We start from the raw sequence: 17,162 nt of genomic DNA, 5'->3' as shown, positions 1-17,162 counted from the left end.
TGAAGACACAGTGACGCTGATCTCCGCTCCCACGGCCGACACAGCGTCCAGCCGAGATGGAAGCCGCCGGATGAGCGGAGCTCAGGCCTTGATGGATGCGCTGCGTCGTCACGGAGTGGACACGATCTTTGGCTATCCGGGCGGCGCCATTCTTCCGATCTATGACGCCCTGCACATTGCGGAGAGCGAGGGTTGGTTGCGCCACTTCCTCGTTCGTCATGAACAAGGCGGAACCCACGCAGCCGATGCCTATGCCCGAGCCACCGGCCGTGTGGGGGTGTGCTTCGGCACGTCCGGCCCTGGAGCCACCAACCTCGTCACGGGTATTGCGACCGCCCAGATGGATTCCGTGCCGATGGTGGTCATCACCGGCCAGGTTCCGAGGACGGCGATTGGGACCGATGCCTTCCAGGAGACCGACATCTTCGGCATCACCTTGCCGATCGTGAAACATTCATGGGTTGTGCGAAACCCAGCAGATCTCGCCTCAGTGGTTGCGCAGGCTTTTCACATCGCTGCCTCAGGTCGCCCCGGTCCCGTTCTGATTGACATCCCCAAGGATGTTGGCCAGGAGGAGTTTGATTACATCCCGGTTGAGCCGGGATCCGTTGTCCCTGCAGGGTTCGGCTCCACTCCTCCGCCTGATCCCCAGTCGATTGAGGCAGCGCTTGATCTGATCTCCGAAGCCCAGCGCCCTCTTCTGTACGTGGGGGGCGGTGCGATCGCATCATCCGCTCACGACAGCGTCGCCGTGCTCGCTGAGCGTTATCAGATCCCTGTCACCACAACGCTGATGGGGAAGGGCGCCTTTGATGAGAACCATCCACTGGCGCTGGGCATGCTGGGCATGCATGGCACCGCCTACGCCAACTTTGCAGTGACCGATTGTGATCTGCTGATTGCAGTCGGGGCTCGATTTGATGATCGGGTGACCGGCAAGCTCGATACCTTTGCCCCGAGTGCACGGGTGATTCATTTCGAGATCGATCCGGCTGAGATCGGCAAGAACAGGCGCCCTGATGTCGCCGTTCTTGGTGATGTCGGCACCAGCCTTGCCGCGCTGGTGGATCTGAGCCTGCGCCGTTCTCCCGAGCCGCAGACCAGCGTTTGGTTGGAGAGGATTCGCGACTGGAAAGAGCGTTATCCCCTTTCCATTCCGCCTCAGGAAGGGCCCATTTATCCTCAGGAAGTTCTGATGGCTGTCCGTGACCTGGCCCCTGGAGCCATCGTCACGACAGATGTGGGACAGCATCAGATGTGGGCTGCTCAGTATCTGCGCAATGGCCCACGTGGCTGGATCAGCAGCGCCGGACTGGGGACGATGGGTTTTGGGATGCCTGCCGCCCTGGGTGCCCAGGTCGCCTGTCCTGATCGTCAGGTGGTGTGCATCGCAGGTGACGCCAGTGTGCTGATGAATATCCAGGAGCTGGGCACCCTCGCTCAATACAGGCTCCCAGTGAAGGTGGTGATTGTGAACAATCACTGGCAGGGCATGGTTCGTCAATGGCAGGAGAGTTTTTACTCAGAGCGTTATTCCGCCTCTGACATGCTTGGTGGCATGCCGGATTTCGAAGCGCTGGCCAAGGCCTTTGGCCTGGAAGGCATGAAGATTGTTGAGCGCGCCGATCTTCACAACAGTCTGGCGGAAGCCTTTGCCTCACCGAATCCAATCCTGGTGGATGTGCATGTTCGCCGTGGTGAGAATTGCTATCCGATGGTTCCCCCCGGTTGCAGCAATGCCCAGATGGTGGGGCTGCCGTCCCATCCAGAGCTGGCTTTCCAGGATTCCGGAAGTTCTTCCTCCAACCCCGGAGGCCAGTGAGAACCGGCATTCTGATCGCAGCGGCTCTCAGTCTGATGCTGTTGTTTGTGATGCCTCCTCAGGCTTTTGCCGCAGAGGTTCTGCAGGTGCGTTCGGCAACGCTGCTTCAGGTCGGTGACCGCAATCGCAATTACAGTGTGCAACTGGCCTGTGTGCAGGTTGAGCCTGAAAATGAGCAGCAAGCGCAGGATTGGATGCGTAGTGCGCTTCCCCGTCGGAGAAGGGTGAATCTGCGGCCGGAGGGCAGTGCAGATGGAGTTCTGCTGGCAAGGGTCACTCCGATCGGAGATGATCTCGATCTGGGCGCAGCGCTGGTGAGTGAAGGCCTGGCTCAGGTCACTTGCCCCGGAGCCTGAGATGGCACGCAACCGCATTGCCTCAGGAATTGTGATGGTGCCCTGTGTGCTTCTCGGCTCAGCTTTTCTGAGTACGGCCATCTGGGGTGACGTCGCGTCTGAAAACCGCTCTCTTGCCATCGGCATCGGCAGTCTGCTGCTGATCGCCGGACTGCTTTCACTGGCGATTCCCGGGGGGAGTCCCGAAGCTGAGTCCAGGGACGACACAACAGAGCAGTCCCCTTAGGGGTGCGAGCAATCCTTCCGATCTCCGCTCGGTAGTGTTTGAACAGGGGTCAGGAAAGGAGAGAGCTCGTGCTGCGCCTGAGCGAGCTTCGACTGGGGTTGGACCATTCCGAGGATGACCTTGAGCAGGCTGTTCTGCGTTGCCTGCGAGTCCCTCGGGAGCAACTGATCTCCTGCCAACTGGTGAAGCAAAGCATCGATGCCCGTCGTCGGGATCGAATCCGGATCATCTACAGCGTGGATGTTCAGGTACGGGGGGAGAAAGCGTTGCTGCGTCGACGCTCGACCGACCGGCGCATTCGTCGCAGTCCAGATGAGTCCTACCGATTCGTTGCGCGTGCTCCATCCGATCTGGTCGATGCGTCCTGGCAGCGCCCAGTGGTGATTGGGGCAGGACCCTGTGGTTACTTTGCAGCATTGCTGCTTGCACAGATGGGATTACGCCCACTGTTGCTTGAGCGCGGGCAGGCGGTGAAGCAACGAAGCCGCGACACGTTTGGATTCTGGCGTCGTCAATCGACGTTCAAGCCCGAATCCAACGTGCAGTTCGGCGAAGGGGGGGCTGGAACCTTTTCCGATGGCAAGCTTTACAGCCAGGTGAGTGATCCCGTTCATTACGGGCGCAAAGTGCTGGAAGAGCTGGTGAAATGCGGTGCCAACCGCGACATCCTCACTCGTCATCGTCCCCATATCGGCACGTTCAAGCTGGCGACAGTGGTCAGGGGGTTGCGTGCTCAGATTGAGGCTCTTGGCGGTGAGGTGCGCTTTGGTTCCCGCGTGGAACAACTCCTGCTGGAGCCTGCCAGCTCCAAACAGGCCAAGCCGATGCGCATCACTGGTCTGCAACTGGCCGATGGCAGTCGTCTTGACTGCAGTCAGGTGGTTCTGGCGCCTGGACATTCGGCAAGGGACACCTTTGCGATGTTGGATCGGACAGGTGTTGCCTTGGAGCGGAAGCCCTTCGCGATTGGTCTTCGCATCGAGCATCCGCAGTCGCTGATCGACAACGCACGCTGGGGAGATGCCGCTGGCCATCCGTTGCTTGGTGCCGCTGAATACAAGCTGGTGCATCACGCTGCCAATGGTCGCTGCGTTTACAGCTTCTGTATGTGCCCGGGTGGGTTTGTGGTGGGTGCGACCTCAGAACCAGGCCGTGTTGTCACCAATGGCATGAGCCAGCACTCACGCAACGAACGCAACGCCAACAGCGGGTTGGTGATCCCTGTGTCGGATGCAGACCTGGAGGCCCATGAGCGCTGGCCAGGGGATCCACTCGCGGGTCTGGTGTTCCAGCGTGAACTCGAATCCCTCGCTTTTCAGCTCGGCGGTCAGGACTACAGCGCTCCGGTGCAGCGACAGGAGGATTTCGTGGCAGGAAGGCCATCCACATGTCTCGGATCAATCAGTCCCTCTTATCAACCAGGTGTCCAACCCTCTGACCTTGCAGAGCTTCTGCCGGAACCGATGGTGGAGGCTCTGAGGGAAGCTCTGCCGGCATTCAGTCAGAAGATCTGCGGGTATGACCATCCCGATGCCGTGCTGACCGGGGTCGAGACCCGCACCTCTTCGCCGTTGCGCATCCCTCGGGATGATCGGCTGGAATCAATCAATGTGATCGGTCTGACGCCAGCTGGCGAGGGTGCCGGTTACGCGGGCGGAATTCTTTCGGCTGCGATCGACGGCATCCGTGCTGCTGAGGCGGTTGCCTTGCGTCTGCTTCCACAGACATCGAATTGAAAACTGTGATATTCAAATCGCAGCCTGCCCCACGATTCCACTCCACTGAACCGCCTTTACCTGATCGCGTCGCCAGGAGTGAAACAGGCTGGGCTCAGCGACTGTGCAGAGCGGACATGTCCTGATCCTGGTGCTGTCAATCGCTTCCGCTTCCAGTTGCTGCACGGCAGCTTGTCGAATATCGAGACGGCAGCGCCCCTGCTCTGGATCGGGATCAAGCACGGCTTGCCTCTGCAGCTCCTCCAGTGATCTCGGTTCGGCTGCCAACGCCTCACCCACCTGAAGGGCCACTGATTGCTCCACTTGATAGCGCTCACCACTGACCGCTGGTCCAAGGGCGACGATCAGCCGTTCCCTTCGGGCGCCTCGTTGTTCGAGCCTGGCGATGGCCGCGGGCAGGATGCGGCTGGCCACGCCACGCCAGCCGGCATGGCATGCGGCAACATGCCCACTGTCGGGATCCGCCATCAGAACAGGGGTGCAGTCGGCTCCACAGACCCAGAGGCTCTGTCCTCCGCGATCGCTCACCAGGCCGTCGGCATCGGGCCATGGTGCTGCCGCGGCAGCGGAGGCCTCAAGCACGACGTTCCCATGCACCTGTTGCGGGCGATGAACGGAGACACCGCATGAGAGATAGGCAGCCAGCTCGTCTGGCCCACGACCGTGCCAGCGACGGGTGAAGAATCCATGCTCAAAGCCCGCGTGAGTCAGGTGGTCCGCTGTGAGGTAATAACCGCCATAACAACCCACCCAGGTCCACCCCGGCAGGGTGTTGAAGCGGCTGTCGGGCTGAGAGAGAGGATCCTCACTCTCAGAGGCAACAACTGGGTCTGCTCCCTGAGTGGAGCTCATGGTTGCGGTTGATCCCTCAGCATCCAGAAGCCTTCGAAATGCTCACGATCCGGAGAGCTCTGCACAGAGATGAACTGAAGCCCATGCAGGTTCAGGCGCGAAGCGTCCAGAGCTGCTGAGATCTGTTCGGCTTCCTGTTGGCTCAGATCACTGACCAGCCAGGAGTCGTCCTGACCAGCATCAAGAATCAGCTGGAGGGAGCTCACTCGCAGCCGCACTGGTTCCAGCCCACCCAGCCAACCAGCGAGGGCCAGGGCTCTGGTGCGACTGAACAGACGCAGGCCAGGCACTTCAAGATCCGTCTCGAGAGAGGGTGGAACCGGCAGCAGGCCGTTGAAGCCAAGAGGCCACTCACTTGCATCCTTGAGGCTGCCGACCGGAAGACCTGCCCAGGTCCAGGCGTCGCCCCGGACGGCTTCGGGCAAGGGCAAAGGCGGGGTCTCGACCGGTGAAGGCGGCAGGGCCAGGGGGCCTGCCATGAAGCCCTCCTCCTGCGGGTACAGCGTCCGCTCGCGTTCATCAAGCCAGTCGAGCAGCGCATAGGTGCGTCTGCTCGACACCACTTCCAGAAGCAGCTCTGCGGCAGCACGCTGCACCATCGTTCTCATGGCACTTCGCCAGGCGCGCAGCCTCTGCGGTGGCTTCCAACCCTGATCTTCAGCCTCAGCCAATGCTTCTCGCAGGGCCGCGGCCAACCAGGTGGAATTCACCTCGCTAGCCGGACAGAGCTTTGCAAAACGGAAGCACTCGCTGCCGTTGATGTCGGGGGTGCTGATGATCAGCAGCTCCCAGCGCTTCTTCCCATCCTTCTCCAGGATGGGCCTTGAATAGAAATCCAGCTCCCAGTCGGCCTGACGATGGGTCCGGGACTGGGGGCCGGCGTCACCGGCAGACATGGAAGCTGTGATCATCCAGCTGACTGTTCCTGCTGCCTGAGGACGTTACGGGCTCTGTTGGCTCGATCGGCAGCCTCAGCCATGACGGTGTCCTTATCCACGAGAAGCTCTCCTGGCTGTCCTTCCAGCAGCGCAGTGTTGAGTCCGATCCGGCCTCGGCCGGGATCAAGTTCGGTGATCAGCGCCCGCACGGTGTCGCCCTGTCCGAAGACTTCGCGCAGCGATCGCAGACTGCCACCGGTGATCACTGACTGATGGAGGAGTCCACTGACGCCTCCCAGATCGATGAACAGTCCATAGGGCTTGATGGAGGCCACCTGGCCTTCCACCAATTGCCCCACTTCAAGCTCTGAGAAACGGGCGGCCGTTGCGGCGCGCTTCTCGGAAAGCACCAGTTTGCGGGTCTCGGAGTTGACTTCCAGGAAAGCGACGCCAAGTGTCTTTCCGACCAGTGCTTCGTGATTTTCGCCCTCCTGAAGCTGGGATCTGGGGATGAAACCCCTCAGCCCTTCGAGGTCGCAGGTGACACCCCCACGATTGAAACCGGTGATCTTGACCTGAACCACCTTGCCGTCCTTGGCGAGCTGCTTGACCTTGTCCCAGCTCTTGCGAAGTGCCAGGGCACGACAGCTGATGGTGACCATCCCATCGGCGTTCTGTTCACGGGTGACCAGCACCTCAACCTCGAGTCCCTTGGGGAAACGTTCCTTCAGGTTGGTGATCACTCCCAGCCCGCATTCGCTTTTGGGCATGAAGCCTGGAGCCTTGCCGCCGATGTCGACATAGACACCATCGCTTTCCATACCGATCACGGTGCCGGTGACCACCTCACCGGTTGTGCCTACAGGCTCATTGGCATCAAGCGCTGCGAGGAAGGCATCCTCATCGAAATCAAAATCATCAACGCTGCGGCTCGCTGCAATTGCCGCTTCGGCGGGTGCCTTGTTCAGCCGGCGTCCTGTATCTGAGGCGCCGAGCAGGTCGGCCATGGTCATTCCGGCCAGATCGTCATCGTCGGGATCCCGCGATGCAGTGGAAGACACCTGTGGCCCTCTTGGAGGTGCAGGAGGGCTGGGCGCAACAGATTGACCACCTTCTGCGGCGAGTGCGGCCTGCTCGAGCTGTGCGGCACGCTCTGCCGCTGCATCTGCAGCTGCGCGGGCTTGTTCCGCTTCCTTGCGTAGACGGTCCTGCTCTTCCCGCTTGCTGATGTGCATCACCTGAAGCGGTTTTCGTGGTGGCTGCGCCGAAGCTGCAGCTCCTCTGCCACCATCCAGTCGTGAATTCTGACGTTCTGTTCCGGCCATGGGACCCATCGTCCTTGGCAGGTCAGTCTGACAGCAGGAGGTGGATTCAGGATGGGCGGCGATGGTGGACAAAAGTCCAGGCGGCTTGAGTGCATGCACTGGCCGGAGGCTGCGCTGGCGTTTGAACGCAGCGGTTCAACTCTGGTTTGGCCATTCGGCGCTTTCGAGCAGCACGGTCCGCAGCTTCCCCTGCTCACGGATGCGCTGTTCGCGGAACGCATCCTTGATCATGTGCTGGAAGGTCTTCCCGAGGAGCTGCCGATCTGGGCTCTGCCGACCCAGATAATCGGTCTTTCACCTGAACATCGCGGCTTTCCGGGAACACTCAGCCTCAGTGCCGAACTGCTGATTCGCCTTGTCAAGGAAGTTGGAAAGCAGCTTGCGGACCAGGATGTGAAGCGCTTGGTGTTGTTCAACGCCCACGGTGGTCAGATTGGTCTTCTGCAAACAGCAGCCCGAGAACTGGCTGCGGAAACACCTTCAATGGCCGTTCTTCCCTGTTTCCTGTGGAGCGGAGTTTCAGGACTCAAGTCCCTCGTGCCGGCTGCTGAGCTTGCAAATGGATTGCATGCGGGGCTGGCTGAGACGAGCCTGATGCTGGCGCTTGAGCCTTCTCTGGTCGGCGAACAGAGACCTCTCGATGGTGACCACGTCAGCGAGAAGGCGGCAGCCACTCCTCCCGAAGGCTGGAGCCTTGAAGGTCCCGCCCCCCTCGCCTGGTTCACCGCTGACCTCAGTCGTTCCGGTGTTGTCGGGGACAGTCGAGGTGCGGATGCGAGGCTTGGAAGTCAGTTGGAGAATGCGCTTGTGGCCCATTGGCATCGACTCTTCACAAGCCTGATGGCATCCAGCTGGCCACCTCGTGGAGACCAGCGACGTATCTGAACACCATCAATCGAACATCCAATTTCGGCAACACTGGTTACAGTCATCTGCGTTGAACGTTACGGAAAGATTCATGCCGACCCCCGTCAGCCCCGAGGTCGCCGTCCTTGACGAGCGGGATGCATCGGCTCAACAACTACCTGACTTCTCCGCTGAGGCCTACAAGGATGCCTACAGCCGGATCAATGCCATCGTGATCGAGGGCGAGCAGGAGGCCTATGACAATTACATGGCCCTGGGAACCTTGATCCCGGAAAACAAAGACGAACTCGCCAAACTGGCGAAGATGGAGATGAAGCACATGAAGGGCTTCACTTCATGTGGTCGCAACTTGGGTGTGACTGCAGACATGCCGTTCGCCAAGGAGTTCTTTGGGCCTCTGCATCAGAATTTTCAGAAAGCGCTCAAGGAAGACAAAGTCGTTACCTGCCTGCTGATTCAGGCACTGCTGATTGAAGCTTTTGCTATTTCCGCATATCACATCTACATCCCTGTTGCTGACCCCTTTGCTCGCAAGATCACTGAGGGTGTCGTCAAGGATGAATATCTTCATCTCAACTATGGCGAACTGTGGTTGAAGAACAATTTTGAGGCCAGTAAGGAGGAGCTTTTTGCTGCCAACAAGGAGAATCTTCCGCTGATTCGATCCATGCTCGACCAGGTTGCGTCCGATGCCGCAACGCTGCATATGGAGAAGGAAGATCTGATCGAGGATTTTCTGATCGGTTATCAGGAAGCCCTCAGCGAGATCGGTTTCAATATGCGTGAAATTGCTCGAATGGCAGCGGCAGCTCTTTGAACCTTGGCTGGATTGCGCCTTCCATGCCCCAGTCGAAAGATTCAGGTCCGCTTCAAGTACAGGCACGTTTTCATTGAACGTGCCTTCGTGAGATCATGAGAGATAAGCTCCCCACCAGGGTGAGGTTTAGTTCAATGCGTACACGTACGACCGTCGGCAGTACATGTTTGGTCTGATCGGGCACTCCACTAGTTTTGAGGCGGCGAGGCGCAAGGCTTCAGATCTCGGGTTCGATCACATTGCCGGGGGTGATCTCGACGTTTGGTGCAGTGCTCCACCCCAGCTGGTGGAGCACGTTGAGGTCACCAGTGCCACTGGCAAGACCATCACCGGTGCCTATATCGATTCCTGTTTTGTGCCAGAGATGCTGAGCCGCTTCAAGACGGCGAGGCGCAAGGTGCTCAACGCTATGGAGCTTGCTCAGAAAAAGGGCATCAACATCACAGCTCTCGGCGGATTCACGTCGATCATTTTTGAGAACTTCAACCTTCTGCAGCATCAGCATGTGCGCAGTACAACCTTGGATTGGGAGCGATTCACGACGGGCAACACCCATACGGCCTGGGTGATCAGTCGCCAGGTAGAGAACAACGCTCCTCTCCTGGGCATCGATCTGGCAAAGGCCAAAGTTGCTGTGGTGGGTGCCACCGGAGACATTGGCAGTGCTGTCTGCCGGTGGCTGTCCAATCGGACGGGAGTCGCTGAGTTGCTGCTGGTCGCTCGCCAGCAGCAGCCCCTCAAGGATCTCCAGTCTGAACTTGGTGGAGGAAGGGTTCTAACCCTTGATGAGGCACTTCCAGAGGCTGATGTGGTGGTCTGGGTCGCGAGTATGCCGCGAACGCTTGAGATTGATTCGGCCTCGCTGCGGAAACCCTGTCTGATGATTGATGGGGGATACCCGAAGAATCTCGATGCCAAGGTCGCCTGTGAGGGTGTTCATGTGCTGAAGGGAGGCATCGTTGAATTCGGCAGTGACATCGGCTGGACGATGATGGAAATAGCTGAGATGGACAAACCTCAGCGCCAGATGTTTGCCTGCTTCGCTGAAGCGATGCTGCTTGAATTCGAGGAGTGTCACACCAATTTCAGCTGGGGGCGTAACAACATCACGCTGGAGAAGATGGATTTCATCGGCGCCGCATCGGTCCGCCACGGTTTTTCCACTCTCAACCTTCAAGGACAGCCTCAGGCTGTCGTTGTCTGAAGTCGTTTCCACCTCCCTTTATGGCCCGCCGCCCGCTGCTTGATTTCGAGAAACCTCTGGTGGAGCTCGAACAGCAGATCGAGCAGATCCGTCAGCTGGCAAGAGATTCGGAAGTGGACGTCAGCCAGCAACTGCTGCAGTTGGAAACGCTCGCAGCACGACGTCGCGATGAGATTTTTCGTTCCCTGAGCCCGGCTCAGAAAATTCAGGTCGCTCGTCATCCCCATCGGCCTAGCACCCTCGATTTCATCCAGATGTTCTGTGATGACTGGGTTGAGTTGCATGGGGATCGCCGTGGCAGTGATGACCAGGCACTGATTGGTGGGATCGGACGGCTGGGGGAACGATCGGTTCTGCTGATCGGGCATCAGAAGGGACGCGACACCAAGGAGAACGTTGCAAGGAATTTCGGTATGGCCACCCCAGGTGGCTACCGCAAGGCTCTGCGCCTGATGGAGCATGCCGACCGCTTCGGTCTGCCGATCCTGGCTTTCATCGACACTCCCGGGGCTTATGCAGGTCTGCTGGCGGAGGAGCAGGGGCAGGGTGAGGCCATTGCCGTGAACCTGCGCGAGATGTTCAGCTTGCGGGTTCCCATCATCGCCACGGTGATTGGGGAGGGTGGCTCCGGCGGTGCTCTCGGTATCGGAGTCGCCGACAGGTTGATCATGTTTGAGCACAGCGTCTACACCGTCGCCAGCCCTGAAGCCTGCGCCTCCATTCTTTGGCGTGATGCGGCGAAGGCTTCCGAGGCTGCAGCTGCGCTGCGGATCACCGGTAAGGATCTGCTCAGTCTTGGTGTGGTGGACGAAGTTTTGCCTGAACCGGCTGGTGGTAACAATTGGGCCCCCCTCGAAGCCGGTGAAACGCTGAGGGCAGCACTGAATCGCCATCTCGACGATCTGCTGGCTTTGTCCGTCGCCGATCTGAGAGATCAGCGCTACATGAAATTCAGGGCCATGGGGCGTTTCCTGGATGCCACCTCGCCGGAAGGCGGTTTTGCTGCCTAGGGTGCTTCGGATTGCACGGATTTCTTGCCTTCCGTTCTGATCACCGGCGCATCACGTGGAATCGGTCATGCTGCTGCCAAGGCATTTGCTGAGGCGGGGTGGGATTTGCTCCTCGTTTCCCGCAGTGAGGCTGCTTTGCAGTCTCTTGAGTCGGAACTGAGTGCAGGTGGTGTTCGTGTCGCTTATCAGGCGATCGATCTCACCGACTCATCCGCCATCGCTCCTGGCATGGATGCATTGCTGAATCAGGGGCTTCGCCCCTCAGTTCTCATCAATAACGCTGGAGCTGCCTGGACAGGGGAATTGCTGGAGATGCCTCTGGATCGCTGGAACTGGTTGATTCAACTCAACCTCACCAGCGTTTTTCAGGTCTGTTCCGCAGTTGTCCCTGCCATGAGGCCAGCGGGTGGATTGGTGATCAACGTGAGTAGCCATGCGGCCAGAAACGCTTTCCCCGGTTGGGGGGCGTACTGCACCGTCAAAGCTGCTCTGGCGAGTTTCACTCGCTGCCTGGGTGAGGAAGAACGTGCTCATGGCATCCGTGCCTGCACTCTCACGCTTGGTGCGGTCGATACCTCCCTCTGGGACTCTCCGACCGTCGACAGTGACTTTGACCGACGTGCCATGCTGCCCGTCAATCAGGCCGCTGCCGCTCTTCTTCACTTGGCCCAGCAACCTGCCACTCAGGTTGTTGAGGATTTAACCCTCATGCCAGCTACAGGCGCTTTCTGACTTCTGAAAGAGATGACTTCTACACTCCCTACTTCCACTAACGAAACCAGTGCCGCAGCACTCAGTGAACTGAGTTCGCATGCGTCACTCAGTCATGGCCGTGGTCAGTTCGCCATCACTGACGCCAAGATCTCCGACGTGATTCGTGAGCGTCTGCGCGAGCGTGGTGCTTCATTCCTCGCCAATGACAACATTGCCGATCACATTCTGCCGGGAGAGTTAGAAGAACTTCAGATGGAAGTCGCTGATCGTTTTCGCGATCTTCTGCACAGTTTGGTGATTGATATCGAGAACGACCACAACACCGAAGAGACAGCGGAACGGGTCGCCAAGATGTACTTACAGGAGGTGTTCAAAGGGCGTTACCACCAACAACCCAAGGTGGCGAGCTTCCCGAACGTGAAGCAGCTCGACGAGATTTATACAGTTGGCCCACTCACTGTTCGCTCGGCCTGCTCTCACCACTTTGTGCCGATCATGGGCAACTGCTGGGTCGGCATTAAGCCAGGTGCGCGAGTGATCGGTCTCTCCAAATTCACTCGCGTCGCGGACTGGGTGTTCTCGCGGCCTCATATCCAGGAGGAGGCCGTGATGATCCTTGCCGACGAAATCGAGAAACTCTGCGAGCCCAAGGGCCTCGGGATCATCATCAAGGCTCAGCACTACTGCATGAAATGGCGTGGTGTGAAAGAGCCTCAAACCAGCATGGTCAACTCCGTTGTCCGGGGTGACTTCCGTCATGATCCCAGTCTCAAGCAGGAGTTCTTTGAGCTGGTGCGCCAGCAGGAAGCTCTGCTGAGTAACTGATTGGATCCGTTCGCTCGCCGCGCTGGACGTGGGGTGCATCAAGCAGCACCCCACTTGTTCAATTGCTGATCGGACCGATCACATTGCTGCTGATGCGTTGAATTTTGCCGTCACGGCTGCGCACCACCAGAACTGCCATGAGCCTGTCCTGTTGATCTTCGGGGCCTACCCGGTAGCTGTGCCCCGAGCCGGATTTCACCAGCTTCCAGTTCCCCTGGGCACTTCGGCGGTACCAGTGGACATCGAGTTCATCCACGTCAGCTCCCTGCAGTGTCAGCTCCGCCTTCAGTAACGCACCTTCCCTGGCTTCTCCGACCAGGACGAACCGTTGCAGTCCTTGGATGGCCTGCTGGAGATGTCCTTCCTGCTGAAGTCCCTGATCGATCTGTCCGTCAAGCACCTGAATCTGCTCCTCAGGGCTGGCTGTCAGACCTGGCACACATTGAAGACTGCCGTTCTCCAGCCGGCATCCCGGCAACATTCCCTGAGCTGAGACCCCAAGAGGGACTGCCGCCATCAAGGTGAGGCAAATTGACGTAGCCCGGCGCATGGAAGCTGTTGAGGGGAGATTCAACCTATCCCTGCTTGCCCGATTTGACCCTGACCGCCTTGACCAGCGCTTCGACACGACGGAGATCCTTCACCCCAGGACTGTGCTCCAGGCGGCTGGAAGCATCCAGACCAAAGGGGGTGACCTGATCCAACAGTGTTGGGATCCACTCAGCGCTGATCCCTCCAGCCAGCCACCAGGGCAGATCGCTGCAGAGCCTTGTCTGCAGTCGCTCAATCCAGGCAGGATCGAGACGATGACCAGTCCCTCCCAGCTGATTCGGGCTCCAGGCATCCAGAAGCAGGGCATCCACGCTGGTGAAATAGCCGTCGATGCCGTTGAGATCCGCTTCTTCACGCAGGCGTAGCGCTTTCCACCAGTCGACCCCGGGGTGAAGCCGACGCAGATCAGCGCATCGCTGCGGTGACTCTTCCCCGTGCAACTGCACCACGGTGGGCTTTCCCTCGCCAGACAGTGCCGATGCAAGCTGTGCATCGCTGGGGTCTGCCACGACCCAGACCCGCTTCAGCACAGGATGCTCCTGGGTCAGGCTCTGGAAGATTGCCCTGCGCTGATTCGGCTCCACGAAACGAGGAGTGTCCGGCACTCCGATCACGCCGATCGCATCCACCCCCATGGCAGCGATCTCACAGGCCTGGTCGCAGTCGGTCAGGCCGCAGATCTTGAGAGACAGGCCCTGATCGACCATCGGAGAGCAGCATTGGACGTCCTTTCTAGGATTGAGCCAACACTGCCGGCCAGCCCGCCGGAAAAGCTTTTGGGTGATGGCTGGCAACTGATGCGAATCGGCGGGATCCCTCTGAGGGTCCATCCCAGTTGGTTCATTGTTCTGGTGTTGTTCACCATGGCCTTTCAGCAGCAGGTCTCCAAACTCCCAGCCGCGGCGGGTGCCGACTGGATCAGCTGGTCGATGGGGCTGCTCACTGCGCTGCTGCTGTTCGTGTCTGTGCTGTTGCATGAGCTTGGCCATTCCCTTGTAGCCCTGCGCGAGGGTGTGAAGGTGAGCAGCATCACGTTGTTTCTGATGGGCGGAGTCGCCCGGGTGGAACGGGAATGCTCCACAGCGATGGGCTCGCTGAGGGTGGCTGCCGCAGGCCCGGCGGTGAGTCTGATTCTTGGAGCTCTGTTGCTCTTCAGTGTTCACGCCGCTGAACACGTCAGCCCACTGCTGGGAAACCTTGTGGCTCAGCTGGGAGCTCTCAATCTGGTGCTGGCGCTGTTCAATCTGCTGCCTGGATTGCCTCTGGATGGCGGCTTGATTCTTAAATCCATCGTCTGGCAATGGACGGGCAGTCAACGTCGGGGAATTCAGGTGGCGACCGCCAGTGGTCGGTTCTTGTCACTCCTCGCCGTGATGATCGGGTTCTGGATTGTGCTCAGGGGCGGCGGATTTGCCGGTCTCTGGCTGGTGCTTCTCGGCTGGTTCGGAATGAGCGCTTCACGCAGTCAGATCCAGACCTTGGCGCTGCAGCAGGTGCTCAAAAGGGAAACCGTTGGACCGGCGACGTCCCGTCGATTCCGCGTGGTGGAGGCCGATCAGAGTCTGCGCACGCTTAGCAAGCTGCGTCTGGGAGCCGTGGACAGCGGCGATCCTTGCCTTCAGGATTGGGTGCTCGTCTGTCGAGGTGGTCGATGGATTGGCTTCATCACTGATCAACCACTCAAGGACCTCCCTGTTCAGCAATGGGATCGCCAGACCATTGCCGATCATCTTCAGTCGCTCGAGCTCCTGCCATCGATCAAGCAGACCGCACCGCTCTGGGAGGCGGTCCTTGCCCTGGAGGACACTGAGCAGGGGCGAATGCTGGTTCTAGGACCTGCCGGTCTACCCGACGGAACCCTTGATCGCTGTGACCTGGGCGAAGCCGTTCTGAAGGGTTTATCTGTGAAACTGCCCGAGGCCATGCTCACGGCCGCCCGTCGTTCCAACACCTATCCGTTCGGGATGCCTTTGGCGCAGGTGGTGCAAAGCATGCAGGCCTCAGGTCTTCTGGATGATCAAAGCGCTGAAACGCCTAGCCGATAACGCTCGCCCCCTTGCTGCATGAGGCTTCGTTCCTCAGGGCTGAGTGGTTGATCAGTCCAGTCGTGAGTCGACAGCCCTTTGCTGAAGCTGGAGATCAGTGCGCTTTGCACGGCTGAGGCATCAGGTGACGCCGGCGTCCACCGCGGTGGATCGTTCCCGAACACGACTTGCCAGAGATCAGTAGGAGGGGTCAGTGGAATTTCGCCATGCTGTAGAAGATGACCGTGCTGCCAGTACTGAGCACTGCCAATGCGTTTGGTCCCATGTCCATCCACAAGGTCGGCTGTTGTTGAACGGGCAAAGCAATTGATGGCGCCGGCCTCTGCAGGGGAGTCGCCGGGATGGAGGCTCACGCCCAGCTGTGCGAAACCTGCAGTGATCCATCGGTTCACCTGCAGGTAAGCCTCACGCTTCTGTCGAGGCGCTTCGGGCCACACCAGTGCGTAGGTCAGCCCACCGGCGTGGAGCACGGCGCCGCCGCCACTGGGGCGTCGCAGGAGATCCAGCTGCCCTGTTCTTGCCAGGCTGAGCCATGGATCTGGAATGTCCCGTTGATGTCTGCCCAGGGAGAGAGATGGCCTCTTCCAGTTATAGAAGCGCAAGATCGGTTGGTTCTGCCCCTTGGTCCAACACTGCTCAAGCAGGAGGGCATCCAAGGCCATCTGCTCGGCACCGTTGAGCGTGAGGTTGGGCAGTAGGCGACCGTGGCGAGAAGGCTCGGAGCTGCAAAATGCTGGCAGCATCATGGCGGCAATGACCATGTTTCCTTTTTAGAACTGATCACCACAGGTTTTTTACCTTGTCATCGTTGTAAAACTCGTGAAACGGCAGTCATGGGAAGTCCACGAAAACCAATTCAGCAACGTTTCAACGGTATCTGCGTTGTGTAGATCTTGCTCGATGGCTAGCACCGCGTGAAGAGCTTTAAGACCAGGGATCCGGTCAAAACAGCCGCAAGGGCACGCCAGGCCATCCTGAAAGTCAAAGTGGAGGCGACCGCCAAGTTTTTTGACTAAGCAAACTCTCAGCGAATATCCCCCAAAAGCGGGAGGCGTTGAGAAGCAGAAGCAAGCCAATCTAAAAAGTGAGCATGAAAGCCAAAAGAATGAAAACTGTTTTACTACTGCTTGTTGCGGGATTGCTTGCTGTCAATGAGGTGGCTCATGCCCAGACTGGTGCTCTGAAATATGGAAATATTGCTGCAGGTAAGTACTGTGAGGCAAGAAAGCAGGGAAGATCACACACCAATGCTCTGCAGCTAGCAATGATGGATGGAACTGCTAGCTCGAGAAAATACTCAGCACCACAAGGCTCAGTCGAGAACCAAAATGCTGAGGTTAATTTTAAAAGGTCTATTAGAAGCAATTGCCCTCAGTACATGGATGACTTCGGAGAAGAAGGAATCCAAAGCATGAATATAAAGACAGACTCAAGCTGCCTTTCAAGCGTGGATATATACAATGGAGTGAAGACAGGAATCGTTTCAAAAAGCTGCACAAATGGGTCGATTTATATCAAAGTGCATAACTGACTAGCGCTTTTGATTGGCAGCAGTTGCTGCAGGACGACGAAGCCAGACTTCCTAGGCCTTTAACGAAATCCTCTCTTGGAGTCAGGGTTGAGAAGCGGCCAGCTGTGCTGCAACAGCAGGCTGGTGAGTTGGGAGATGGTCGACATCGGGTTGGTCAGAGGGCAGTCAAGGAGGTCAGTGATCAAGTCGATCCGCGCCTCAAGGCAATGAACCTGCTTCTCTCTCAGCAGGTCACAAACGAGCAGAACCATCACATCTCAAATAAGTCACTCCTGCATGGCTTGGGTGGTGACCATGAGGTACCCAGCGAAAAGCTTGGACGCCCTTAGGCAACCGTGCTCAAGATTGCTAAGTATCAGTTCCGTGAAATGGAAGCTGTTGAGGAGGAGTGAAAGGAGCAAG

The 17,162-nt window shown here is 58.5% G+C and carries 19 protein-coding genes; 12 read left to right on the top strand and 7 right to left on the bottom strand.

The features are described 5' to 3' along the window. Positions 1 to 10: 10 nt before the first annotated feature. The 4 genes from ilvB to SynBIOSE41_RS12715 all read left to right on the top strand — a co-directional run bounded on the left by ilvB (position 11) and on the right by SynBIOSE41_RS12715 (position 4,140). Positions 11 to 1,822, top strand: coding sequence for a biosynthetic-type acetolactate synthase large subunit (ilvB, locus tag SynBIOSE41_RS12730; RefSeq protein WP_186538169.1), 1,812 nt, complete (start codon positions 11 to 13; stop codon positions 1,820 to 1,822). Positions 1,823 to 1,857: 35 nt separating this feature from the next. Continuing rightward, the gene (locus SynBIOSE41_RS12725; RefSeq protein WP_186541203.1) at positions 1,858 to 2,178 is read left to right on the top strand and encodes a nuclease; all 321 of its coding nucleotides are present in this window, start codon (positions 1,858 to 1,860) and stop codon (positions 2,176 to 2,178) included. Position 2,179: 1 nt separating this feature from the next. Then, positions 2,180 to 2,404, top strand: a complete 225-nt coding sequence (locus tag SynBIOSE41_RS12720; protein WP_066905794.1) for a GIVxVP protein — start codon at positions 2,180 to 2,182, stop codon at positions 2,402 to 2,404. Positions 2,405 to 2,472: 68 nt separating this feature from the next. Then, positions 2,473 to 4,140: an NAD(P)/FAD-dependent oxidoreductase gene (locus tag SynBIOSE41_RS12715; RefSeq protein ID WP_186538168.1), complete on the top strand. Its 1,668-nt coding sequence runs from the start codon at positions 2,473 to 2,475 to the stop codon at positions 4,138 to 4,140. 12 nt (positions 4,141 to 4,152) lie between these two features. Here SynBIOSE41_RS12715 and pgeF read toward each other — a convergent pair whose 3' ends face one another. From pgeF to SynBIOSE41_RS12700, 3 genes are read right to left on the bottom strand one after another with little or no spacing between them, the layout of a single operon-like run. Continuing rightward, a complete protein-coding gene (gene pgeF, locus SynBIOSE41_RS12710) occupies positions 4,153 to 4,992 on the bottom strand; it encodes a peptidoglycan editing factor PgeF (RefSeq protein ID WP_186538167.1) in 840 nt (279 codons plus the stop codon). Further along, positions 4,989 to 5,888, bottom strand: a complete 900-nt coding sequence (locus tag SynBIOSE41_RS12705) for a Tab2/Atab2 family RNA-binding protein (protein WP_255475760.1) — start codon at positions 5,886 to 5,888, stop codon at positions 4,989 to 4,991. Before SynBIOSE41_RS12705 ends, pgeF begins: the two co-directional genes overlap by 4 nt. Positions 5,889 to 5,899: 11 nt before the next feature. Next, positions 5,900 to 7,195 (bottom strand): S1 RNA-binding domain-containing protein, encoded by a 1,296-nt coding sequence (locus tag SynBIOSE41_RS12700; RefSeq protein ID WP_186541201.1) that lies wholly within the window; start codon positions 7,193 to 7,195, stop codon positions 5,900 to 5,902. Positions 7,196 to 7,288: 93 nt separating this feature from the next. Between SynBIOSE41_RS12700 and SynBIOSE41_RS12695 the strand changes: the two genes are divergently transcribed. The 6 genes from SynBIOSE41_RS12695 (at position 7,289) to folE (ending at position 12,632) form a co-directional block, all read left to right on the top strand. Next, positions 7,289 to 8,080: a creatininase family protein gene (locus tag SynBIOSE41_RS12695; protein WP_255475759.1), complete on the top strand. Its 792-nt coding sequence runs from the start codon at positions 7,289 to 7,291 to the stop codon at positions 8,078 to 8,080. 73 nt (positions 8,081 to 8,153) lie between these two features. Beyond that, a complete protein-coding gene (locus SynBIOSE41_RS12690) occupies positions 8,154 to 8,879 on the top strand; it encodes an aldehyde oxygenase (deformylating) (RefSeq protein WP_066905788.1) in 726 nt (241 codons plus the stop codon). A gap of 163 nt (positions 8,880 to 9,042) precedes the next feature. Continuing rightward, complete coding sequence (locus SynBIOSE41_RS12685) at positions 9,043 to 10,083, top strand: long-chain acyl-[acyl-carrier-protein] reductase (protein ID WP_186538164.1); 1,041 nt, start codon at positions 9,043 to 9,045, stop codon at positions 10,081 to 10,083. A 20-nt stretch (positions 10,084 to 10,103) separates the two neighbouring features. Next, a complete protein-coding gene (locus SynBIOSE41_RS12680) occupies positions 10,104 to 11,093 on the top strand; it encodes an acetyl-CoA carboxylase carboxyltransferase subunit alpha (protein WP_066905784.1) in 990 nt (329 codons plus the stop codon). A 24-nt stretch (positions 11,094 to 11,117) separates the two neighbouring features. Further along, positions 11,118 to 11,825, top strand: coding sequence for an SDR family oxidoreductase (locus SynBIOSE41_RS12675; RefSeq protein WP_186538163.1), 708 nt, complete (start codon positions 11,118 to 11,120; stop codon positions 11,823 to 11,825). Between the two features lie 12 nt (positions 11,826 to 11,837). After that, the gene (gene folE, locus SynBIOSE41_RS12670; protein WP_186538162.1) at positions 11,838 to 12,632 is read left to right on the top strand and encodes a GTP cyclohydrolase I; all 795 of its coding nucleotides are present in this window, start codon (positions 11,838 to 11,840) and stop codon (positions 12,630 to 12,632) included. Positions 12,633 to 12,690: 58 nt separating this feature from the next. On the opposite strand, the gene SynBIOSE41_RS12665 is transcribed toward folE, so the two are convergent. Next, on the bottom strand, positions 12,691 to 13,182 hold the full coding sequence (locus tag SynBIOSE41_RS12665; protein ID WP_186538161.1) for a hypothetical protein: 492 nt from the start codon (positions 13,180 to 13,182) through the stop codon (positions 12,691 to 12,693). 25 nt (positions 13,183 to 13,207) lie between these two features. Continuing rightward, positions 13,208 to 13,891 carry a phosphoribosylanthranilate isomerase gene (locus SynBIOSE41_RS12660; protein ID WP_186538160.1) on the bottom strand — a complete coding sequence of 228 codons (684 nt, stop codon included), beginning with the start codon at positions 13,889 to 13,891 and terminating at the stop codon, positions 13,208 to 13,210. A gap of 69 nt (positions 13,892 to 13,960) precedes the next feature. On the opposite strand from SynBIOSE41_RS12660, the gene SynBIOSE41_RS12655 reads away from it, so the two are divergent. Then, the gene (locus SynBIOSE41_RS12655; protein ID WP_186541197.1) at positions 13,961 to 15,229 is read left to right on the top strand and encodes a site-2 protease family protein; all 1,269 of its coding nucleotides are present in this window, start codon (positions 13,961 to 13,963) and stop codon (positions 15,227 to 15,229) included. Here SynBIOSE41_RS12655 and SynBIOSE41_RS12650 read toward each other — a convergent pair. Further along, a complete protein-coding gene (locus tag SynBIOSE41_RS12650) occupies positions 15,202 to 15,990 on the bottom strand; it encodes a lipoate--protein ligase family protein (RefSeq protein WP_255475758.1) in 789 nt (262 codons plus the stop codon). The two genes, SynBIOSE41_RS12655 and SynBIOSE41_RS12650, sit on opposite strands and share 28 nt — an antisense overlap. 329 nt (positions 15,991 to 16,319) lie before the next feature. Between SynBIOSE41_RS12650 and SynBIOSE41_RS12645 the strand changes: the two genes are divergently transcribed. Beyond that, positions 16,320 to 16,760: a hypothetical protein gene (locus SynBIOSE41_RS12645; protein ID WP_186538159.1), complete on the top strand. Its 441-nt coding sequence runs from the start codon at positions 16,320 to 16,322 to the stop codon at positions 16,758 to 16,760. A gap of 59 nt (positions 16,761 to 16,819) precedes the next feature. Here the strand turns inward: SynBIOSE41_RS12645 and SynBIOSE41_RS12640 are convergent, their stop codons facing one another. Next, positions 16,820 to 17,011, bottom strand: a complete 192-nt coding sequence (locus tag SynBIOSE41_RS12640; RefSeq protein WP_186538158.1) for a hypothetical protein — start codon at positions 17,009 to 17,011, stop codon at positions 16,820 to 16,822. Positions 17,012 to 17,162 lie beyond the last annotated feature (151 nt).

Source organism: Synechococcus sp. BIOS-E4-1 (assembly GCF_014279995.1).
Taxonomy (GTDB): domain Bacteria; phylum Cyanobacteriota; class Cyanobacteriia; order PCC-6307; family Cyanobiaceae; genus Synechococcus_C.
Note: the sequence above shows the minus strand (reverse complement) of the source record. Positions and strands in the feature narration are given on the sequence as shown.